This is a genomic window from Chitinophagales bacterium, from assembly GCA_040877935.1.
GTDB lineage: Bacteria > Bacteroidota > Bacteroidia > Chitinophagales > CAIOSU01 > JBBDNB01.
Genome location: JBBDNB010000019.1, coordinates 91,616 through 109,848, shown reverse-complemented (window position 1 = coordinate 109,848; position 18,233 = coordinate 91,616). Strand labels below are relative to the sequence as shown.

Here is an 18,233-nt window from a genome sequence, read left to right as displayed (position 1 = left end):
AAACAGGGTGCTGGCAAAGCAAAATATTAATACATAGAATATAGGATTTCCCGCTTTCACTAATCAAGAATTAATATTCATCACTCGGAATTAAATCTTTTAGGTAAAATCCTTTTGATATTACTGTAATACCACCCTACGTCAAACAAGGGAGAATCTTTCATAGCCTTGTAAGTAAGAAAAATCCCGATTGGTAATAATACAAAAGTGGACAACCACATACCAGCAAAGGGGCTCATCCCTCCATTTTCCGCTATTTTTTCCCCACTCATGGAAAATACATGAAAAATAACAAAAAATATAATAGATATTAACAAGGGCATTCCAAGCCCACCCATTCGAATTATAGCGCCCAGTGGTGCCCCTATGAAAAACAAAACCAAACACGCCACAGAAAGCGTGAATTTTCTATGCCATTCCACATTGTGTTTGGCTATATATTTTCTTTTGTGTTTTAAATCACGAACAGACACTCCAATATAACTCTTTACATTTCTGGCCATACTCAATGCTCTTCTCGCATGTTTTTCTGTGACATCAGCTTTTGAGTTATTGAACAATGCAGCATATTTTTCAGGAATAGTATCAAAAGCAATATTTGCATTGGCATGCAAGGTATCGAACTCCGCTTTTTTGAAAAGAAAAAAATTACTGAAATTTCTACTGAGCGTTTCCCTCCTTTTTGCAACATCCATATACAGTGTGTCTATAGAGCTCTGCAATTGCTTCAGGTTCATCATCTGATAGTGATTTTTCCAAAAACTCTCTTCTGAGCGATCAAGTGCAAATTCTGAAAGATCAAATTTTTTCTCCCAGGTGTCAAAGGAAGTACGCAAGTGCTCGTGGGTTGATTCTTTTTTGCCATCTATCATTTCCTGATAGCGATGCCCATTGTATAGCCGCAAAATTAAATAGCGCTCATCCACAGAGGTAAACATTTCCCCTGATTCGGCAAGCAATATATTGTCATTGCCTTTTTTACTGGTCTGATCGTAAACAATGATATCGTGAATACTGCGATTGTCTTCCTCTTTTCTTCCGACCTTAATACTAAAATTTTCCAGGTCATTGTAAAACACGCCTTCTTTAATATTTAGTGCCGGCTTTTGCTGACGAATATCATAAAGCAATGCACCAAATTTTAAATTGGCAATAGGTAAAATATTATTGGAAAAGAAAAAGGCAACGAAACTCAAGCCAACAACTGTAAAAATCAATACCCGCATAAAACGAAAAAGCGATATACCGGAAGATTTCAATGCAACCAATTCGTAGTTTTCTCCCAGACTTCCAAAAGTCATTATCGAAGAAAGCAATACAGCCAGCGGCAAGGCCAGTGGAACGAATGATGCCGAAGCATAAAAGATCAGCTCAAATACAATATACCATTCCAGCCCCTTCCCTACCAGGTCATCAATATATTTCCACAAAAATTGCATTACAATAATGAAAAGTGTAATGAAAAAAGTGAGGAAAAAAGGCCCTGCAAAAGTCCTCAGTATGAGCTTGTCAATTATTTTCACAATGCTGTAATTATAAAACAGGCCAAATTTAAGGATTTAAGTGTTCTATTATTCGACTTATAAAGATTGAGTCTTTCATTTTATTACATCAATGAAAAACTCTACTATCACAGACTTTCTATTTAGTATAGAAGCTTAAGTTTTTATAAACAAGGAAAAATACTGTCACTGAATATGTATCGAGCTGAACAGTCAATTCCTTAAAGCCATCTGGTCTATACTTACCCTTTTGAAACCTTTCAAGCTACACAACGTAAAACCGAGCAATTCAATCATAAAAAGCCTCTTAATTATGAAGATCAATAAAATATTTAGCAGCTTGGTGAGTCTATTAATTTTCACACCATTTTTCTTGTTTGCGCAATCCCCAAAAAAAGCCAATAACTGGTATTTTGGTCAGGAAGCCGGATTAAGTTTTCAAAACGGCCTACCAGTATCTGTAAACAATGGCGCAATGAATTCATTTGAAGGCACAGCTGTGGTAAGTGACCATCAGGGTGAATTACTGTTTTACAGCAATGGTGGCCCCGGAAGTCCCAACAACTATTTTGGTGGTGTATGGAACAAGGCACATCAGCTTATGCCCAATGGCGATCTTAGCACTGCCGGTGGATGTAACAGCTCGCTTCAGTCATCTTTAATTGTCAATCATCCAGGAGCACCTGGAATACATTATCTGTTCACTACAGATTGTATGGAAAACAATGCTCAGGGGGGACTTCGATTCTCCGTAATAGATATGAACTTAGATGGTGGCATGGGTGATGTTGCTACAGCAGGAATAGCCATCACAGATAGTGTTAACGAATCTCTTACAGCCATCAGGCATGCCAATGGAGAAGATTACTGGGTTGTTGCCCACAAACTAAATACCGATACTTTTCACGTGTATCATCTATCAGCACGTGGCATTTCAGGGGTTACTACTTCTGCCATTGGCCCTGTAGCAGGTCCAGATGCTGGTACATTAAAAGCATCTGCAAATGGCGAAAACCTGGTTTATGCCACTTCGGATTACACCTTCTTATTTGATTTCAACAGCAGCAATGGAGAAATAACAAATGCAAGAGATTTAGGTATAGCAGGATATACCGCAGAATTTTCCCCAAATTGCCGAATGCTTTATGTAGGAAATTCTTTAGATAAGGAAATTTACCAGTTCAATCTGATCTTTCCTAACCCAGCAATTTCAGCAAATATAATTGGAACTACCGCTGCTACGGGAATTGGAGCAATGCAACTGGGCCCCGATGGAAAAATCTATGTCACAAGAATGATGTCAAGCTCTTATCTATCAGTTATTAATGATCCAAACCGCCAGGGAACTGATTCAGATTTTCAGGATTTGGGCTTGCATCTGGGAACACAACAAGCCAATGTTGGCCTGCCTAATTTCCCTAATGATATAGTGGGTGAGTGTAGAAATACTATAAATGAAGGTGATACACCGGTTTTTAATGGAAACAGATACGTTACTATCACTGATACAGCACTCAACTCAATCAATTTGGCATGGAATCCTAATGTAAACAACCATAACAACTTCAATGTAATGTACCGCAAACAAGGAACTGCACAATGGAATCAAAAGCAGGTTTATGGAAATGCTGCAAAAATTGATGGCCTAAGCCCTGCAACAAAGTATCAAATACGTGTTGTAGCTGATGCTGAAATGCCACAAAGCAAAAACTACAAAAAGCTAAATGACTTTGACCTCAGTGATCTGATTGGATACAATACATCAGAAAATGAGACTTATCCCGAAACATTTGCATCTACGCTGAGTGATTTTGAAATCTCTGTGTTTCCTAATCCTGCAAGCCAAAATACAAGCCTGGCTATTAGCAGCAGCAATTTAGACGAGCTTTATCAGGTTGATATCTTTAGTGTAGAAGGTAAAAGAGTATACAGCCGCAACAATACAATTAATAACAATTACGAACAAATAAATTTAGACCTTTCTCATTTGCCCGCAGGAATCTACCAGATATCTGTCAGATCAAATGAAATAAGCAAAAGCCAAAAACTGGTATTGCTGAAATAAGGTAAAAAAATGGGTTTTGGTTAGGATGCGCATTTCTGCTATAAAAGAAATGCGCATTTTTAATGTACCGGTCTATTCTTCTTTGTCTTTGTTGGAAAATTTATAAGTCAAACCAATGCCCAAAATTTCTTTAAACTGTGTTCGAGGGCCATCCGGATTTCCATCACCGGTAACATCAATCAATATATCATTGTCATAAATTAACTGGGTCATGATACTCGCACTAAGAAAACTGTTGATTTTCATATCAATAACTGTATTCCAGTTGATGTCAATATTTTTTCGATTTGGCTTATTGGGGTCTGTGTAATTGTTGAACAAATCCAATTTAGTCATTACTGTTACATTCTTGAAAATTTCCTTTTGAAACATAATGTTTACATAAGCACCAAATTCTGAACGAGTGGTTTTTCCTTCTTCAAGCAATTCTCCGGTAGTTTCGTCATAAACAGCAGGACGATTGCCATATGTGCCACGGTTAGCAATATTCTGATCTCTTACAAAAGTAAATTTGCCGGTGGCCGGTGAAACAAATATGGAGAGGTATTTCACAGGTTTAAAATCAATACCCGCAGAAGTCAGCAAATAACCTGGAGCCAACCAACGCGAAACCATTCTTTGAGATCCGTCATCAGGAAATTCGTAGCCCTTGGCAAATTGACTTTTGAAATTGGTGAGTAAGGTGGCGAAAATCTTCTCCTTTTTAAGTTCATAGCCATATTTGGATAGGAAATCAATTTTATCCTCATTTTTTAAATAGTCTCCTCCCCCTATTCTTTGAATACCATAAGACATATCCAGGTTATTTTCCCATTTGTGTTTTTTATGGGTATAGCTCCAGTTTACATTTCCCACAAATGACACCGCAAAAGAACTCTCCCCCCCTGCTGCCCAGTTGACAAAAGCCGATTGATTGAGATTTGCAGTTCCAAATCCGGCATATTGCCAACGCTTAACTGTATCAGATTCAGCATCGGCATCTTGAGCTGAAACTGAAATACTTAAAACACTAAGTAAAAGAAAAAGTGTTGTTAACTTGTGTCTCATAATTTTTGCTTTTAATTTAATTTGCAAAAATGTTGAAAAAAGCGACTAAAACTATTTTTTACAGAAAAATTTAAGATGAAAAACCTCGAAGAAGCATTCGATACAGTTAAAGAATTACTGAGTTTTTTAAGCGAACCCCTTTTTACTGTTGGCGATCACTCCTTTACAATTTCCAATATGCTGATCGTAATAGCAGGAATTAGTTTTGTAGTGATCCTTTCCGGCTGGGTAAAAAGTCTTTTGATCAAAAAAATACTCAAGAACCGAGTTCCCGACAGTGGACTTAGAAACACCATCGGCATTATGGTTCGTTGGATAATCCTCCTACTCGGACTGTTTGTGATTTTAGATTCCGTAGGTATAAAGCTCGGTACACTGGGCGTGCTTTTCGGAGCTTTGGGAGTGGGTATTGGTTTTGGTTTGCAAAACATTACGGATAATTTTATTTCAGGTATTATTATCCTCCTGGAACGCCCTATAAAAATAGGTGACAGAGTAGAGGTTGATGATATGAAAGGTGATGTTATTAATATTTCTGCAAGGGCAACTACAATTGTCACCAATGACAATATCACTTTGATAATCCCCAATTCACAATTTATTTCAAAAACCGTGATCAACTGGAGCCACAACGACAGTATGGTGCGTTTTAGATTTCCGGTGGGTGTCTCCTATAAAGAAGATCCCGAAAAAGTGCGCAAGGTGATGATGGATGTAATCAAAAATAATGAAGGTGTTTTAAAAGAACCCGAACCGGATGTAATATTTGAAGGATTTGGAGATAGCTCACTGGATTTTGAGCTTTTTGTTTGGACATCAAAATATACACAGCGCCCTTCCAGGCTGAAAAGCCAACTTTATTATGAAATTTTCAAAAAATTTAAGGAACACGATATTGAAATTCCTTTTCCTCAAAGGGATGTGCATATTAAAACCGAAACTGAAAAAAGCATTGTCCTAAATAAAAATTGAGATTTGGCACAGCATTTGTTATTATACCAAATAACTAAAACTAAAAGCCATGAAAGAGCAAGTAGCACAAGACCAAATGCAGGAATTAAGACAACAATACCTCATTCTTAAAAACCAGGCTTACAACTTATTGAAATCGGGTGATATAAATACCTACCTCAAAAAACTTATTGAATTGCAAAAAAGCATACACTCTAAAGATTTAAATGGAGCTTTTTAGTACAATAGTCCGGTAATAAAAATCCACTATAATTTCCTGAAATATCAACAAGGGTGTGTTTTGGCTTGCCGAGATACTTGTCGTCTTGGGCGCATCCTTTCAAAGCAAAATTTACCGGACTATTTTAGTAGAAACCTGAATTCGTAAATTACATTCATGCACTTGATAAGTTGTTATACCTTATCTTGGTCAGCAAAATTGTCGAGAATTTTTTGGAGATCGGGGCGGAAATACCGCTCTGATTTCATCACTTTACCATCTTCCCTGTATATTGCTTTTCCATTTTCATCCAACTTGCTCATATTGCTACTGTGTACTTCATTAAATAAAGCTTCAAACTTATCGTGCAAACCAAATTCAAGCACAGTTCCCAGAAGCACATATTGAATATCACAAAGTGCATCAGCCACATCAATCAAACTTTCCTTTTCAAGACCTTCTTTTAATTCGCTTAATTCCTCTTCTATTAAACTAATGCGCAACTTAACTCTTTGCGCATCGGGAATTTCAGGCACATCCATTTTTGGGACTCCAAAAGCTTTGTGAAAAGCACCTACTTGTTCTATTTGTTTTTTCATTCTATCAGGTTTAGGCTATTCGAAACATCAATGCAGCAAATATAAAAACCTGGGGCAATAATCATATCATAGTGATAGCAGTTGCCTGTTTGCAAACGGAATGAAGGGATAATTGCAGGTTAATGCAAAACCTTGGTAAGATAACCCGGCTGTTGGTTTTCAATCATTCTAATAATCAATTCAATATCTTCATTTTCTTCAGCTTTGGGATCATAGGTTTCTCTGAGATTGTAGCCAAACAATAAGCCAATGCGCTGCCAGTTAAAAGCCACAAAGCCACTTTTCACTTCACTGATAACATCGTAGCAATTGCCCCCGGTTTCCCGATTGATCAGTTGTACAAACAAATGTCCCTGCGATTTAGTGAAATTGCGCACATCCTCCTCAAATTTATCGCGCACATCTTTTTCGCGGTCTTTTATATATCTGCGCTTTTTAAGCCAGCGGAGCTCATCTGTTTCATTCTGTATATCATTGTAGAGGTCAACGGCATACATGGCATAGGGATAGACTTTGAGCAGATTTCTTCTGAGTTTGTAAAAGTGCCTACGCTCATCGCTGCTCATAAAACGGCCTTTGTTTACGATCTCTACTTCGGGGATGCTTTGCAGTAATAGCGTATCACCATCAATGATTTTCTGTTCAGCAAAATTAAAGGTGTCCAATTGTGCAGAAGCAATAAGTGAAAAAAAGAGGCTGATAAAAAAGAGGAATGGCTTTTGAAATTTCATAAGATATTATTTGCAATGCCTTAATTTCAAAAAAAGTGCCAAAAAAAAACCGCCCCAGGGTTTGGGGCGGTTTGTATTGATATTTTTAATACTGATTATTCTTTGTATTCACCTGTAATTACAATTTTCGTCCCACAAGCCGGTGTAGTTACTACACCATTTGTTACATGAATTAAATAGTAGTTTGACCCATTTTTAGTTGCAAGAACATCATCATAAGACGCTGAAGCTTGTGAAGAAACATCACTATACTGTGTTACTCCAGTACCATTATCAACCGCATCTGCTAAACCTTCTTGAGTAGTTATGGAAGTCCATTCTGCTGCTGTAAGGATAACAAGTTTATCAGCGTCTTCTGTAATAATTGCGCTAGTACCAGTATTAGACTCCCATTTAAGTCCAAACGTGGACAAACCGGTGCCAGGAGTTGAGCCACATCTCTCCCATGTAAAACTTTGAGCTGAACCAAGAGCTGTTGTAGCACCCTCAGTAGTTACAACAAAAGAAACAGAAGCAAATTCTCCATTTTTGTCAGTAACTGTAAATGTAAAAGTCTCTACATTTTCAGAAGTAGAAGCAATAAACCCTCCGGTGAAGTTGAAAGTTGATTCATTGATAGATGAGTCAACTACTACTGCCGGGCTGTTTTGTCCTGTCAATTGTCTTTCAACTTTAAAATTGTTCAGCTTAGAACCTGAAATGGAATTTTCACTTGAATTAATTCCAACAATAATGGTATCCCCAGGTTCAACAGTAACATCATCACTGACAAACTGAGATCCACCGAGAAAATTAATTGTAGGCGACAAATCCTTGTCTTCATCATCTTCACCACAGCCGGTGAAAACAAATAGTGCAGGAATTAGCAATAGCAAAAATAATTTTAGATTTTTCATGTTTTATTTGTTTTTGGTTAGAGTGCGAATATACAATAAGTAGAGATGATTTAATAATTTCTTAGCAGTCTTGAAATTATTTATTAAAATCAATTCACTCCTATTGATAAGCTAAAAAATGGGGGATAAAAACACTCTTGACTTTACTTTACTTTACTATATTAATAGTGCAAAATTGAGATCCTACACTATCCGTTTTTTGAAATTCAATTGTAAAGCCTTCTATTGTTTTTCTTATAGTACCATCAATAATAACAGTGCCGGATTGAATACTTTGCTGAGGAATAAGAACAATTCCCTGTTCATTGACCCTGCCATCGAACAAGTATGCCTGATTGGTCAAATTGAAAATCACAAGTTCAGTAGCATCATTTACAAGCGAATCGGGCGCCTGAATAGAAAAATTGATGTTTTGAACATCGGGGGGGCATTCCAAAGCGGCAGAATAATTACCTATAAAATAATCGCGCACTAAAATTTCACAAGTATCTCCTTCAAAACCAACATCACAAAGACAATTTCCATTTACACAAGTCCCTCCATTGTAACAGTTTATGGTTTGAGTCTGACAAGGATCTTCCCTGTCGCAGTTATCCCCAAACCAACCCCGATCACAAAGACAAATACATTCATAACCATCTTGTAGTGGAATTCCATTGGCACAAATCACATCTTCACAAGGTTCTTCCTTACAGGCAGAAAAAAAAAGTAAAAATAGGACAGAAAAATAGGTAATGTATTTGGAATTCATTATTTTCTCAGAATTATATTTTACAAAAATAGAGAATTTAGCGGCAAGAAGGAAAATCATCTTTCTCAATAAAATGCTTAAAACCTGAGTTCGATAATTATTTAAGAGCTCACCTGCCCGACTAAAGTCCTGCCCGAACTGGGACAGGCGGGCAGGACTTTAGTCGGGGAAATTCACTCCCGCCCCTTCAGGTTCGGGCAAGAAAACGCAATAGGCAAGGCGCATTTGAGAAGGTCTATCGGGATAAACCAAGCATCCGCCCGGATGCTCCATGCGGACGGGAATGCAACGCAGCAAATTGCGTTTTATGGATTTCAAATGCCAGAAAACAGCAATCTTCTTCCTGGAAATATCTCAAAATAGCCCGCTATTCCATCAATATTTCCAGTCGAATCTCACTATTTTCTGGCATTCTGAGCAATAAATAATTTCTGAACTCAGGTTAATAGGCTTTGCAATGAGAATATTTTTGTACTTTTGACTTCAGAACCTTGCTATAAATAAGAAAATTTAACATGCTATGTATACTTTTTTGAAATACTTATCACTGAGTTTTTTAGGATTGTTTTTTTTCGTCAATACTGCTCAAGAGGTTAAAGCATCTCATGCGATGGGTGCGGATATCAGTTATGTGTGCCTTGGCAATGATAGTTTTGAAATTAGAATGAATTTTTATCGGTTCTGCGATGGAATTAGTGCTCCTAATTCTGCTTCTGTTAACATATTCAGCCCAAGTGGCTGTGGTGCTGACCAATCGGTAACACTTTCTCAGTTAGATTCAATATTAGTAGATGGAGAATTGGTGCCAAATGGAGCGGATGTTACACCATTATGTGATAACCTGGCTTCCTCAAGTAATTGTGGTTCAGGTTCATTTTTAGGTGTAGAACAATATACCTATTCTGGTATAGTACAACTTAATACGCAATGCCCCGATTGGACAATTGCTTATAATCTTTGCTGTAGAAATCCGGATATCACCAACTTACAGAGTCCTGCTTCGCAAGACCTTTATATAGAAACTACTTTAAACAATACTGTTGGGTGCAATAATTCACCTCAATTTACAACCCTGCCCGTACCTTATGTTTGTGAAGGACGTTTGTTCAACTATAACCAGGGGGCAGTCGATGTTGATGGAGATTCATTGGTATTCACATCTATAAACCCATTGGATAATGGACAACCTATTCCATATGTAAGTGGATTCTCTCCGAGCAACCCATTAAATACATCTACCCCGTTTACAGTAGATCCCAATACAGGCCAAATAAGTTTTACTCCAACCGGAAACCAGTTTGTGGTAATAACCATTCTGGTTGAAGAATTCAGAAATGGGGTTCTGGTCGGTTCTACCATGCGTGATATCCAGGTATCTATTAACAGCAGTTACTGTTCAGATCAACCGGTTAACAATGTATCACCAGACACCTCAAATGTAAGCGGAGGCGTTGTTACCGGGCCATCAAGTATAGAAATCTGCCCGGGCGACAGTTTAACCTTTCATATGTATGTTGTAGATACTACAGCAGGCGGAACCAATGATTTAGTGCTTTTAACCAATTCTGCACAAGGTATCCCAGGCTCTTCATTTGTTACAGATACAAGTGCCACTGGAGACACTTTATTCGGGACTTTTACTTGGGTGCCTACAGGGCTCGACACAGGAAACAATGTGCTGGTTATTGAAGCAGGTGACCAAAGTCAATGTCCTATTGAAGCAGTTGAAATTACTTCGGTCAATATTTTTGTATTAGCAGGAACCTTTGCCGGTCCGGATTTACAATACTGTCCTGCTGGTGGTCCGCTTCAACTAAATGTAGTTGGTGGCAACAGTTTTACATGGAGCCCTGCTGATGGGCTTTCAGATTCTACCATTAGAAGACCATTGGCATCGCCTTCGCAAACCCAGGAATACATTGTAACCAGTAATCTTTCTTCCAATTGTAAAAATACTGATACAATAGTAGTGGAAAGAGTACCTGATTTTCTTTTGGATGTATTGCCTGCCAATGACACCATAAATGTGTGTAGAAATGGAGCTCAAGACCTTGAAGCAGTAACAGACGCTCAATGGGGACCTTATACTTATGAGTGGGCTCCTGCCAGTGCCATAGATGATCCATTCATTGCTACACCAACTGCTTTGGTGGATACTACTACGGATATGTTCCTTACAGTAACTTCAGATACTGGCTGTACTATTAGGGATACCATTACTTTAAATGTAGTAGGCGTAGGACCAAAAGTTAATGTACTTGCAGATAAAGAAGTTATTTGTCCCGGGGATACTGTCAACTTCGACTTAGAGCTGTTCCCCTTAGCTTGCGGGCCTGCTATAACAGGTTGTGGACCGGGTAGAATACCTGTTCAAAGGCCTGTCGGCACTGATTCCACATCCTATTTCGCCTCTCCTTTTTCAGGTTCTAATGATGTGGGACGCTCACAATTACTCTACCGAGCATCTGATCTAAAAGCTGCGGGGATGAACTCTGGAACCATATACAGACTTGCTTTTGAAGCCGCTGTTATTCAAAGTGGCGGTGGTTTTGGCGGGACTTATGAAAATCTGACCATCAAAATGGGATGTACTGAAGAGGACAATCTCAGTACCACTAATTTTCTGCCCGTTAACACAACAGTTTGGGGACCTCAGAATTACAATATTTTTCAAGGAACTTTAAACTTTAATTTATACCAGTTCCAGGAATATGATTGGGACGGGGAATCAAACATAGTAATTGAATTTTGCTATACCAACCCAGGCGGAGCTGCACCAGGTGGGGATGATGAACTAATTACTACTTCAGTTGGCTACACTGCAATGGCTCGAAATTATCAAAACAACGTATCCAATGGTTGTGCCCTTTCACCTTCTTTCAGTTACTCTGAATTGCCCAATGTCACTTTTACAATTTGCGACCCTTCAGACCCAGGCTACACTTATAGCTGGACTCCTGCTTCCGCTGTATCTGAACCTGATTCAGCCAGGCCTTATACCATAGTTAATGATACTACAGTTTACCGGGTAGAAGTTCAGGATACACTTTGTTACGGTTCGGGAGAAATTACTTTAGCCCCTCAAGGTGGTTATGGTATAGAAATTACTCCCGGAGATACATTTATTTGTAATCCTGGAGATACTTTGCAACTGGGACTACAGGCTACTGGAAATCCACCACCAGCAAATTTAGAATGTGGTGCCAATAGCACCCAATGTGCCGGCAGACCTTCTGCTATATATCAAGTTGGTAATTCTACAACAAGCTCGAGTTCCGCTACACCTTATTATGGTTTTTACGAAGATAGTAGGGTGCAATACCTATTCCGGGCATCTGAACTTGCCGCTGCCGGAATTACAAGTGGTACAATTACTTCTTTGGCTTGGGATGTAGCTACAAAAAACAGTTCGCAAGCTTATTCTGGATATACTATAAGAATGAGTTGTACCAGCCTGAACCAACTTTCCAGTTCAAGTTTTGCGACAGGATCCTTCACAACTGTTTTTGGTCCTTCTACTATTAATAGCACAACTGGCTGGAACACGCATACATTGAGCAATACTTTTGACTGGGATGGCGTGTCCAATATTATCATAGAAGTTTGTTTCAACAATACAGCCTGGACAAGCAGTGACCAGGTAAGGTACAGTTCTACCAGTTATACATCTTCATTGCACGACTGGGCAGATGGTTCAATAGGCTGTAGCTTAACAGCTCCATCCAGCTATACACAAAGGCCAAATATCCGCTTTAATGTTTGTGAAGCACCTTCAGGTGAGGCTGCTGTACTTTGGACACCTAATTACAATATAAGCAATGATACTGTTGTAGATCCTTTTGTATTCCCTGATACTACAACTGATTATATAGTTGATTATACATTTGTTGGTGGATGTACTGTTCAAGACACTGTAACTATCGGTGTTTCGAGTTTTGCGACAAATATTCCTTCTGATACAAGTATCTGTGCCGGTGATAGTGTAACACTTTCCCTTGGGGGTGATGGCAATGTATTTACATGGACTCCAAATGGAAGCTTAACATGTGGAACATGTGCTGAAGTAACAGCATTCCCTGACACTACAACTACCTATAATGTATTGATTGAAGATTCAGTAACAGGTTGTTCTGAAGAATTTAATATTACAGTTGCAATCAATGAACTTCCAGATGTAAATATTTTAATGGATTCAATAGTTTGCTTTATCGATTCAATTACACTGAATGCAGGGGAAGGTTATACTTCTTACTTCTGGAACGATGAATCAACAGACAGTTTCCTTGTAGCTTATAGCGCTGGGGAATATTTTGTTGAAGTAACAGATTCATTTGGATGTGCAAATTCTGATACAGTAACCCTTAAGGAAGGAGTAGCTCCTGACTTTAATCTTCCCAACGACACCATTATCTGTGATATTGATTCTTTTGTACTTGAAGGGCCATCAGGAGATTACGATTACTACTGGAGCAATGCATCTAATGACAGTACTATTAGTGCATTTGTTTCTGGAACATACTCACTTACAGTTGTAGATACTATAGGCTGTGCATCAAGCGACAGTGTAAACCTCCTTCTAAATGAAGCTGCTGATCTTAACCTCGGCAATGATACTGTAATTTGTGAAGGAACAACTTACACACTTGACCCTGGTATTCCGGCCAATGATTTTGACTTTTTGTGGAGTGATGGAATTACTACAGACCCTACCTTTACTGTAAGCAGCGAAGGACTTTACAGCTTAACAATAACAGATACCAGTGGGTGTACTTCAGAAGACAGTATTTACATTACTTATAACAATGGTCCTGCAGTTGACCTTGGTCCTGACAGAGGCTATTGTATTGGTCAAAGCACCATACTTAACCCCGGAACACCTTTGGTTTATGATTATACATGGGGACCTGTAAGCAGTAATGCACCACAATTAAGTGTCAATACAACAGACCTCTATAGTGTTACAGTTGTAAATGAATTTTCTTGTCCTGGAACTGACAGTGTTTTTATTGAATTCGCTGATCCTGAAGTAGAAATTTCAGGTGTAACCGCAATTTGTGACGGTGAACCGGCTACCTTGGAAGCAAGTCCGGGTTTTGCAACTTATTTTTGGCTACCAGGTGAAGAAAACACACAAAGTATTACAGTTACTGATCCTGGACAATACAGTGTAAGCGTAGTTGACAGTAACGGTTGTGAAGCACAGGCTTCTGTAACTGTTTCATTATTTAATGTTACACCAATCGAATTAGGCCCCGATCAAATGTACTGTTACAATGAATCAGTAACAATTGGTGTGGATGATTCTATATATGTTTCTTATGAATGGGCTCCAAATGGTGATACCACTGCATTGATAGATGTCAGTATTTCAGATCAATATACTGTTACCGCTACGGATGCAAATGGATGTACTACATCTGACAGTATAAGTGTAGAGCAATACCCTGAAACTCCGCTTGAGCTGGAAGACATTAATACATGCTCAGAATTTACAACAAATTTTGATGCTGGTAGCGCATACATTGAATACACCTGGTCTACCGGAGATTCTACACAGTCAATTACCATTACTGAACACGGCAATTACTCACTAACAGCTGTAGATTCATTCAACTGTAGTTATATCGATGAATTTAGTGTAGTAGAAGTTCCTTTTGAAGTAGAAGCAAGTGCTGATCCTAATATTATTGAATTAGGAGAATCTTCAGTACTTACAGTTACGGGCAATGGTTCAGGAGATTATGGCTACGTATGGACTGCTGACCCTGAAGACGAAAGCCTTACTGATCCAAATGCAGCAGAACCAAGTGTATCTCCAGAAGAACAACAAAATATTTATACTGTAGTAGTTACAGACAGTAGTTCGGGATGCGTGGCAGAAGACACAACATTATTGCTTGTCAATAGCGAATATGCGCTTCCTAATGCATTCATGCCAAACGGTAACAATGCAGACAATCAATATTTCGATGTAATTGGAGCCTCAACTGTAAAAACATTTCAGATATTCAATCGCTGGGGCGAATTGGTTTACAACAACGACTCCCCTTCTACAGGCTGGGACGGCACATATAACGGAAAACCACAACCTGTTGGGACATATATTTATTATGTTGTAGTTTTGAACGCAAGTGGAGAAGAATTGCCTCCAATTACTGGAAATGTAAGTTTGATTCGATAATTTTAACCTCTAAAGAAAGATTTAGAAAATGACATTTAGCAAAATTAGTATCGTCAGTCTGGCAGCCTTCTTAATATTTGGGCTCCAGGAAGTAAAGTCTCAGGACATTCACTATTCTCAATTTTATGCATCTCCGCTAACACTTAATCCTGCTTTAACAGGTAAGGTAAATGGAAGTTACCGGATAGCGGGTATTTATCGCGACCAATGGCAAGGACTTTTCAGAACTCCTTCCGGATCATTCGATATGCCTTTTATTATTGGCGGTAATAATATGGATGCGCTGGGAGCGGGACTTATGATCTCCAATGATATGCAAAACGACAAAACCTGGAATCACCTTCAGGTTATGGCTTCAGTTGCATACCACAAAGGATTAGGTTCTAAAGGCAACCATCAATTATCTCTTGGAATTCAGGGCGGTTATGTTCAAAAACGCTTAGATCAGCAGAATCTTGATTTTGCATCAGAATGGGACGGTCGTGGATTTGGAGATACACAAAACGGTGTAAATATTGATAACAACAGTGCTACCTATGGTGATTTTAATGCAGGTTTGTTTTACAGTGGAATGTTGAGCAAAAACTTCACCATTTTTACCGGCTTTAGCTTGTTTCACTTATTCACACCAAAAGAAGATTTTATTTCCGGTGGAGATGATCAACTTGCAAGGCGCTATGTAGCGCATGGTGGTTTAGATTGGAGAGTACACAAAGTACTGAGTATTTTACCCGGTGTTTACTATCAATCACAGGCCTCTGCAAGGGAGATTAATTTCGGTAATAATTTCGGAATTCATGTAATGGAAAAACCAGGCAAAGAAGCGACTTTGTTTTTAGGAGCTTGGTATCGCTGGGAAGATGCCGTTATCGCTATGGCCGGATTAGAATACAACAAATTCAGAGTTGGTTTCAGTTATGATGTCACAACTTCAGATCTTAACAATGGAGTGAGTCAAAATAATGCCTGGGAAATATCCCTGATCTACATAGGAGACATTATCAGGCCTACTGATGACAACTTATATTTATTCTGCCCACGTTACTAAAAAAATTAATTACCACACCTAAATCACAATACAAATAATGGAAATTAAAAGGATTTCAATCTTAATATTAGCAAGCCTACTTTCATTGCCTTTGGTGCTATTTGCCCAGGAAGAAGAGGAAAAAGAGAAAAAAGGATTTTCCAGAATTGAAATGATTCAAAAGGAAAAAGAAGAAAAACTGGAAAATATTTCTCCCCGCCAAAAATACAAACTTGGAAAAAAGCTGGAAAAAAGGGGAAGCAATTATAATGCGATCGAGTATTATGAAGAATTTCACCAGGATAAACCTGATAAAGACAAAGCCATACACAAACTGGCTGATTTGAATTTCGAACTCAGAGATTTTAAAGCTGCTCAAAAATGGTATGAGCTTTTACTTGAAAAAGGAGCTGACAAATATCCTTATACCAATTTGTATTACGGTTTGACATTGAAACACAATGGTGAATACGAAAAAGCTAAAACAGCACTTGCTGAATTTAAAAAGCTTTATGCCGGAAAGGATGAAGAAAAATATAAAAATCTCGCTGAAAGAGAAATTGAAGGCTGTGATTTAGCACTTTCCATTATTTCTGACCCCGATCGTGTAAATCTGGAAAATGCCGGTGATGAGGTAAATAATCCTTATTCCGATTTCGGCCCTGAATTTTACGGAGATGGCGACTTGCTTTTTTCATCTTTTCGTTCAGATAGTGCTGTAGCTATCAACCAAATGGCCGAACAAGAAACAGATTACCGATCTAAAATTTTTATCTCTGAAAACAAAGGCGGGGCATGGCAAGAAATAGAAGCCCTGAAAGAACCCTTAAATACCATTGATTATCACTACGGAAATCCTTCACTAACTGCTGATGGGAATAAAATGTATTTTACCAAATGTGAAACACCAAAAAGAAAAATTGATCTGGAATGTGAAATATTTGTCACAGAAAAGAAAGATGGCAAATGGCAAGAACCTAAAAGATTAGGGGACAATATCAATCAGAAAAAATCCAGCGATACACATCCTGCAATTACTCAAACAGAAGACGGAGACTATGTGCTTTATTTTTCTTCCAACAGAGAAGTAGATGAAGGACAGGGAGGCAAAGATATTTATTATGCGACCTCAAAAGATGGTCTTGAGTTTGGCGAAGTGAAAAATGCTGGACCTACAATCAATACTACTTATGATGAAGTAACACCCTACTACAATTCGGAACTTAAAGAATTCTACTTCTCATCTAATGGCAGAGTTGGTATTGGTGGCTTTGATATTTATAAATCACAAGGCGATGCAGGTACTACAGATTTTAGCGAACCAGAACATCTAGGATATCCTATCAACTCAAGTGTTGATGATTTGTATTTCCGCATCAAACCGAATGAAAGAGACGGATTTTTAGTATCAAATAGACCAGGTGGTTTTTCATTGAAAAGCGAAACATGCTGTGATGATATTTGGCAAGTAACTGTTATTAGAGAAGTAATTCTAAAAGGTTATGTCGCTTCAGAAACTGATCCAAAAAAACAACTTCCCGGTGCTGATGTTAATTTTTTCACTGTAGATGGAGAAACGCTTAACCCTATTGGAAATGTAATTACAAAGGAAAGTGGTCCCTTTCTGCTAACCATGCAACCCGAACAAGTATATCAAATCAATATAACCAAATCAGGATATTTCGGTGCTGAAGAACGTATTGATGTAAATGAGATTGAAGCAAAAGATACATTGGAAATGACCTTCTTATTAGAAGAAATCGAGCAAAAAGAAATCAAACTTAAAAGAATCCACTTTGCTTTTGACCGCTCGAACCTCAATAAAAAAGCCAAGCTTAGTTTAGACTCCGTAGCCATTATTCTTCTTGAAAATGAGGACTTCACAATGGATGTAGTAGGACATACTGACTCTGTAGGTACATTGGCCTACAATATGCGCCTTGGAAAACGAAGAGCACAATCCGCTGCTGATTATCTTGTTAAAAAAGGAGTTGAAGTAGATCGAATGAGTATTATATCAAAAGGGAAAACCGAACCGCTGGTTCCTAACTCAAACCCTGATGGAACAGATAATCCTGAAAACAGAGCCAAAAATAGAAGGGTTGAATTTATTATTCATTCCAATGATCCGTACTTGGAGATTAAAGTCATTTATTCTGACACAAATCCCGAAGCAGCTGAGTAAAATTGATCCCCATAGAACAAAATTGAAAAAAGAAGGTTTAAATCAATTAAGCCTTCTTTTTTTTATGCTATAACACAA

At 38.2% G+C, this 18,233-nt stretch carries 13 protein-coding genes; 6 read left to right on the top strand and 7 right to left on the bottom strand.

Features of this window, described 5'->3' with window-relative positions; translation table 11 throughout:
* Positions 1–80: 80 nt before the first annotated feature.
* Positions 81–1,523, bottom strand: coding sequence for an LptF/LptG family permease (locus tag WD048_04840; GenBank protein ID MEX0811523.1), 1,443 nt, complete (start codon positions 1,521–1,523; stop codon positions 81–83).
* Positions 1,524–1,815: 292 nt separating this feature from the next.
* Here WD048_04840 and WD048_04835 point away from each other — a divergent pair, with 292 nt between their 5' ends.
* A complete protein-coding gene (locus WD048_04835; GenBank protein ID MEX0811522.1) occupies positions 1,816–3,567 on the top strand; it encodes a T9SS type A sorting domain-containing protein in 1,752 nt (583 codons plus the stop codon).
* A 72-nt stretch (positions 3,568–3,639) separates the two neighbouring features.
* On the opposite strand, the gene WD048_04830 is transcribed toward WD048_04835, so the two are convergent.
* Positions 3,640–4,614 carry a DUF3078 domain-containing protein gene (locus WD048_04830; protein MEX0811521.1) on the bottom strand — a complete coding sequence of 325 codons (975 nt, stop codon included), beginning with the start codon at positions 4,612–4,614 and terminating at the stop codon, positions 3,640–3,642.
* Between the two features lie 75 nt (positions 4,615–4,689).
* Here WD048_04830 and WD048_04825 point away from each other — a divergent pair, with 75 nt between their 5' ends.
* Both WD048_04825 and WD048_04820 read left to right on the top strand, forming a co-directional pair.
* Positions 4,690–5,586, top strand: a complete 897-nt coding sequence (locus WD048_04825) for a mechanosensitive ion channel domain-containing protein (protein MEX0811520.1) — start codon at positions 4,690–4,692, stop codon at positions 5,584–5,586.
* Positions 5,587–5,635: 49 nt separating this feature from the next.
* A complete protein-coding gene (locus tag WD048_04820) occupies positions 5,636–5,806 on the top strand; it encodes a hypothetical protein (GenBank protein ID MEX0811519.1) in 171 nt (56 codons plus the stop codon).
* 173 nt (positions 5,807–5,979) lie between these two features.
* On the opposite strand, the gene WD048_04815 is transcribed toward WD048_04820, so the two are convergent.
* The 5 genes from WD048_04815 to WD048_04795 form a co-directional block, all read right to left on the bottom strand.
* On the bottom strand, positions 5,980–6,384 hold the full coding sequence (locus WD048_04815) for a nucleoside triphosphate pyrophosphohydrolase family protein (protein MEX0811518.1): 405 nt from the start codon (positions 6,382–6,384) through the stop codon (positions 5,980–5,982).
* Positions 6,385–6,503: 119 nt separating this feature from the next.
* The gene (locus WD048_04810) at positions 6,504–7,115 is read right to left on the bottom strand and encodes a DUF4294 domain-containing protein (protein ID MEX0811517.1); all 612 of its coding nucleotides are present in this window, start codon (positions 7,113–7,115) and stop codon (positions 6,504–6,506) included.
* Between the two features lie 95 nt (positions 7,116–7,210).
* On the bottom strand, positions 7,211–8,011 hold the full coding sequence (locus tag WD048_04805; GenBank protein ID MEX0811516.1) for a hypothetical protein: 801 nt from the start codon (positions 8,009–8,011) through the stop codon (positions 7,211–7,213).
* A gap of 148 nt (positions 8,012–8,159) precedes the next feature.
* Positions 8,160–8,762 (bottom strand): calcium-binding EGF-like domain-containing protein, encoded by a 603-nt coding sequence (locus WD048_04800; protein ID MEX0811515.1) that lies wholly within the window; start codon positions 8,760–8,762, stop codon positions 8,160–8,162.
* Between the two features lie 159 nt (positions 8,763–8,921).
* On the bottom strand, positions 8,922–9,059 hold the full coding sequence (locus WD048_04795) for a hypothetical protein (protein MEX0811514.1): 138 nt from the start codon (positions 9,057–9,059) through the stop codon (positions 8,922–8,924).
* Positions 9,060–9,282: 223 nt separating this feature from the next.
* Here WD048_04795 and WD048_04790 point away from each other — a divergent pair, with 223 nt between their 5' ends.
* Genes WD048_04790 through WD048_04780 form a run of 3 tightly spaced genes read left to right on the top strand, consistent with a single transcriptional unit; the run spans position 9,283 to position 18,155 of the window.
* A complete protein-coding gene (locus WD048_04790; protein ID MEX0811513.1) occupies positions 9,283–14,943 on the top strand; it encodes a gliding motility-associated C-terminal domain-containing protein in 5,661 nt (1,886 codons plus the stop codon).
* Between the two features lie 28 nt (positions 14,944–14,971).
* A complete protein-coding gene (locus WD048_04785) occupies positions 14,972–15,991 on the top strand; it encodes a PorP/SprF family type IX secretion system membrane protein (GenBank protein ID MEX0811512.1) in 1,020 nt (339 codons plus the stop codon).
* A 37-nt stretch (positions 15,992–16,028) separates the two neighbouring features.
* The gene (locus tag WD048_04780) at positions 16,029–18,155 is read left to right on the top strand and encodes an OmpA family protein (GenBank protein ID MEX0811511.1); all 2,127 of its coding nucleotides are present in this window, start codon (positions 16,029–16,031) and stop codon (positions 18,153–18,155) included.
* Positions 18,156–18,233 lie beyond the last annotated feature (78 nt).

Coding starts and splice junctions, on each gene's coding strand:
- WD048_04835 (MEX0811522.1), top strand. CDS start 1,816: ATGAAGATCAATAAAATATTTAGCAGCTTGGTGAGTCTATTAATTTTC.
- WD048_04830 (MEX0811521.1), bottom strand. CDS start 4,614: ATGAGACACAAGTTAACAACACTTTTTCTTTTACTTAGTGTTTTAAGT.
- WD048_04825 (MEX0811520.1), top strand. CDS start 4,690: ATGAAAAACCTCGAAGAAGCATTCGATACAGTTAAAGAATTACTGAGT.
- WD048_04820 (MEX0811519.1), top strand. CDS start 5,636: ATGAAAGAGCAAGTAGCACAAGACCAAATGCAGGAATTAAGACAACAA.
- WD048_04815 (MEX0811518.1), bottom strand. CDS start 6,384: ATGAAAAAACAAATAGAACAAGTAGGTGCTTTTCACAAAGCTTTTGGA.
- WD048_04810 (MEX0811517.1), bottom strand. CDS start 7,115: ATGAAATTTCAAAAGCCATTCCTCTTTTTTATCAGCCTCTTTTTTTCA.
- WD048_04805 (MEX0811516.1), bottom strand. CDS start 8,011: ATGAAAAATCTAAAATTATTTTTGCTATTGCTAATTCCTGCACTATTT.
- WD048_04800 (MEX0811515.1), bottom strand. CDS start 8,762: ATGAATTCCAAATACATTACCTATTTTTCTGTCCTATTTTTACTTTTT.
- WD048_04790 (MEX0811513.1), top strand. CDS start 9,283: ATGTATACTTTTTTGAAATACTTATCACTGAGTTTTTTAGGATTGTTT.
- WD048_04785 (MEX0811512.1), top strand. CDS start 14,972: ATGACATTTAGCAAAATTAGTATCGTCAGTCTGGCAGCCTTCTTAATA.
- WD048_04780 (MEX0811511.1), top strand. CDS start 16,029: ATGGAAATTAAAAGGATTTCAATCTTAATATTAGCAAGCCTACTTTCA.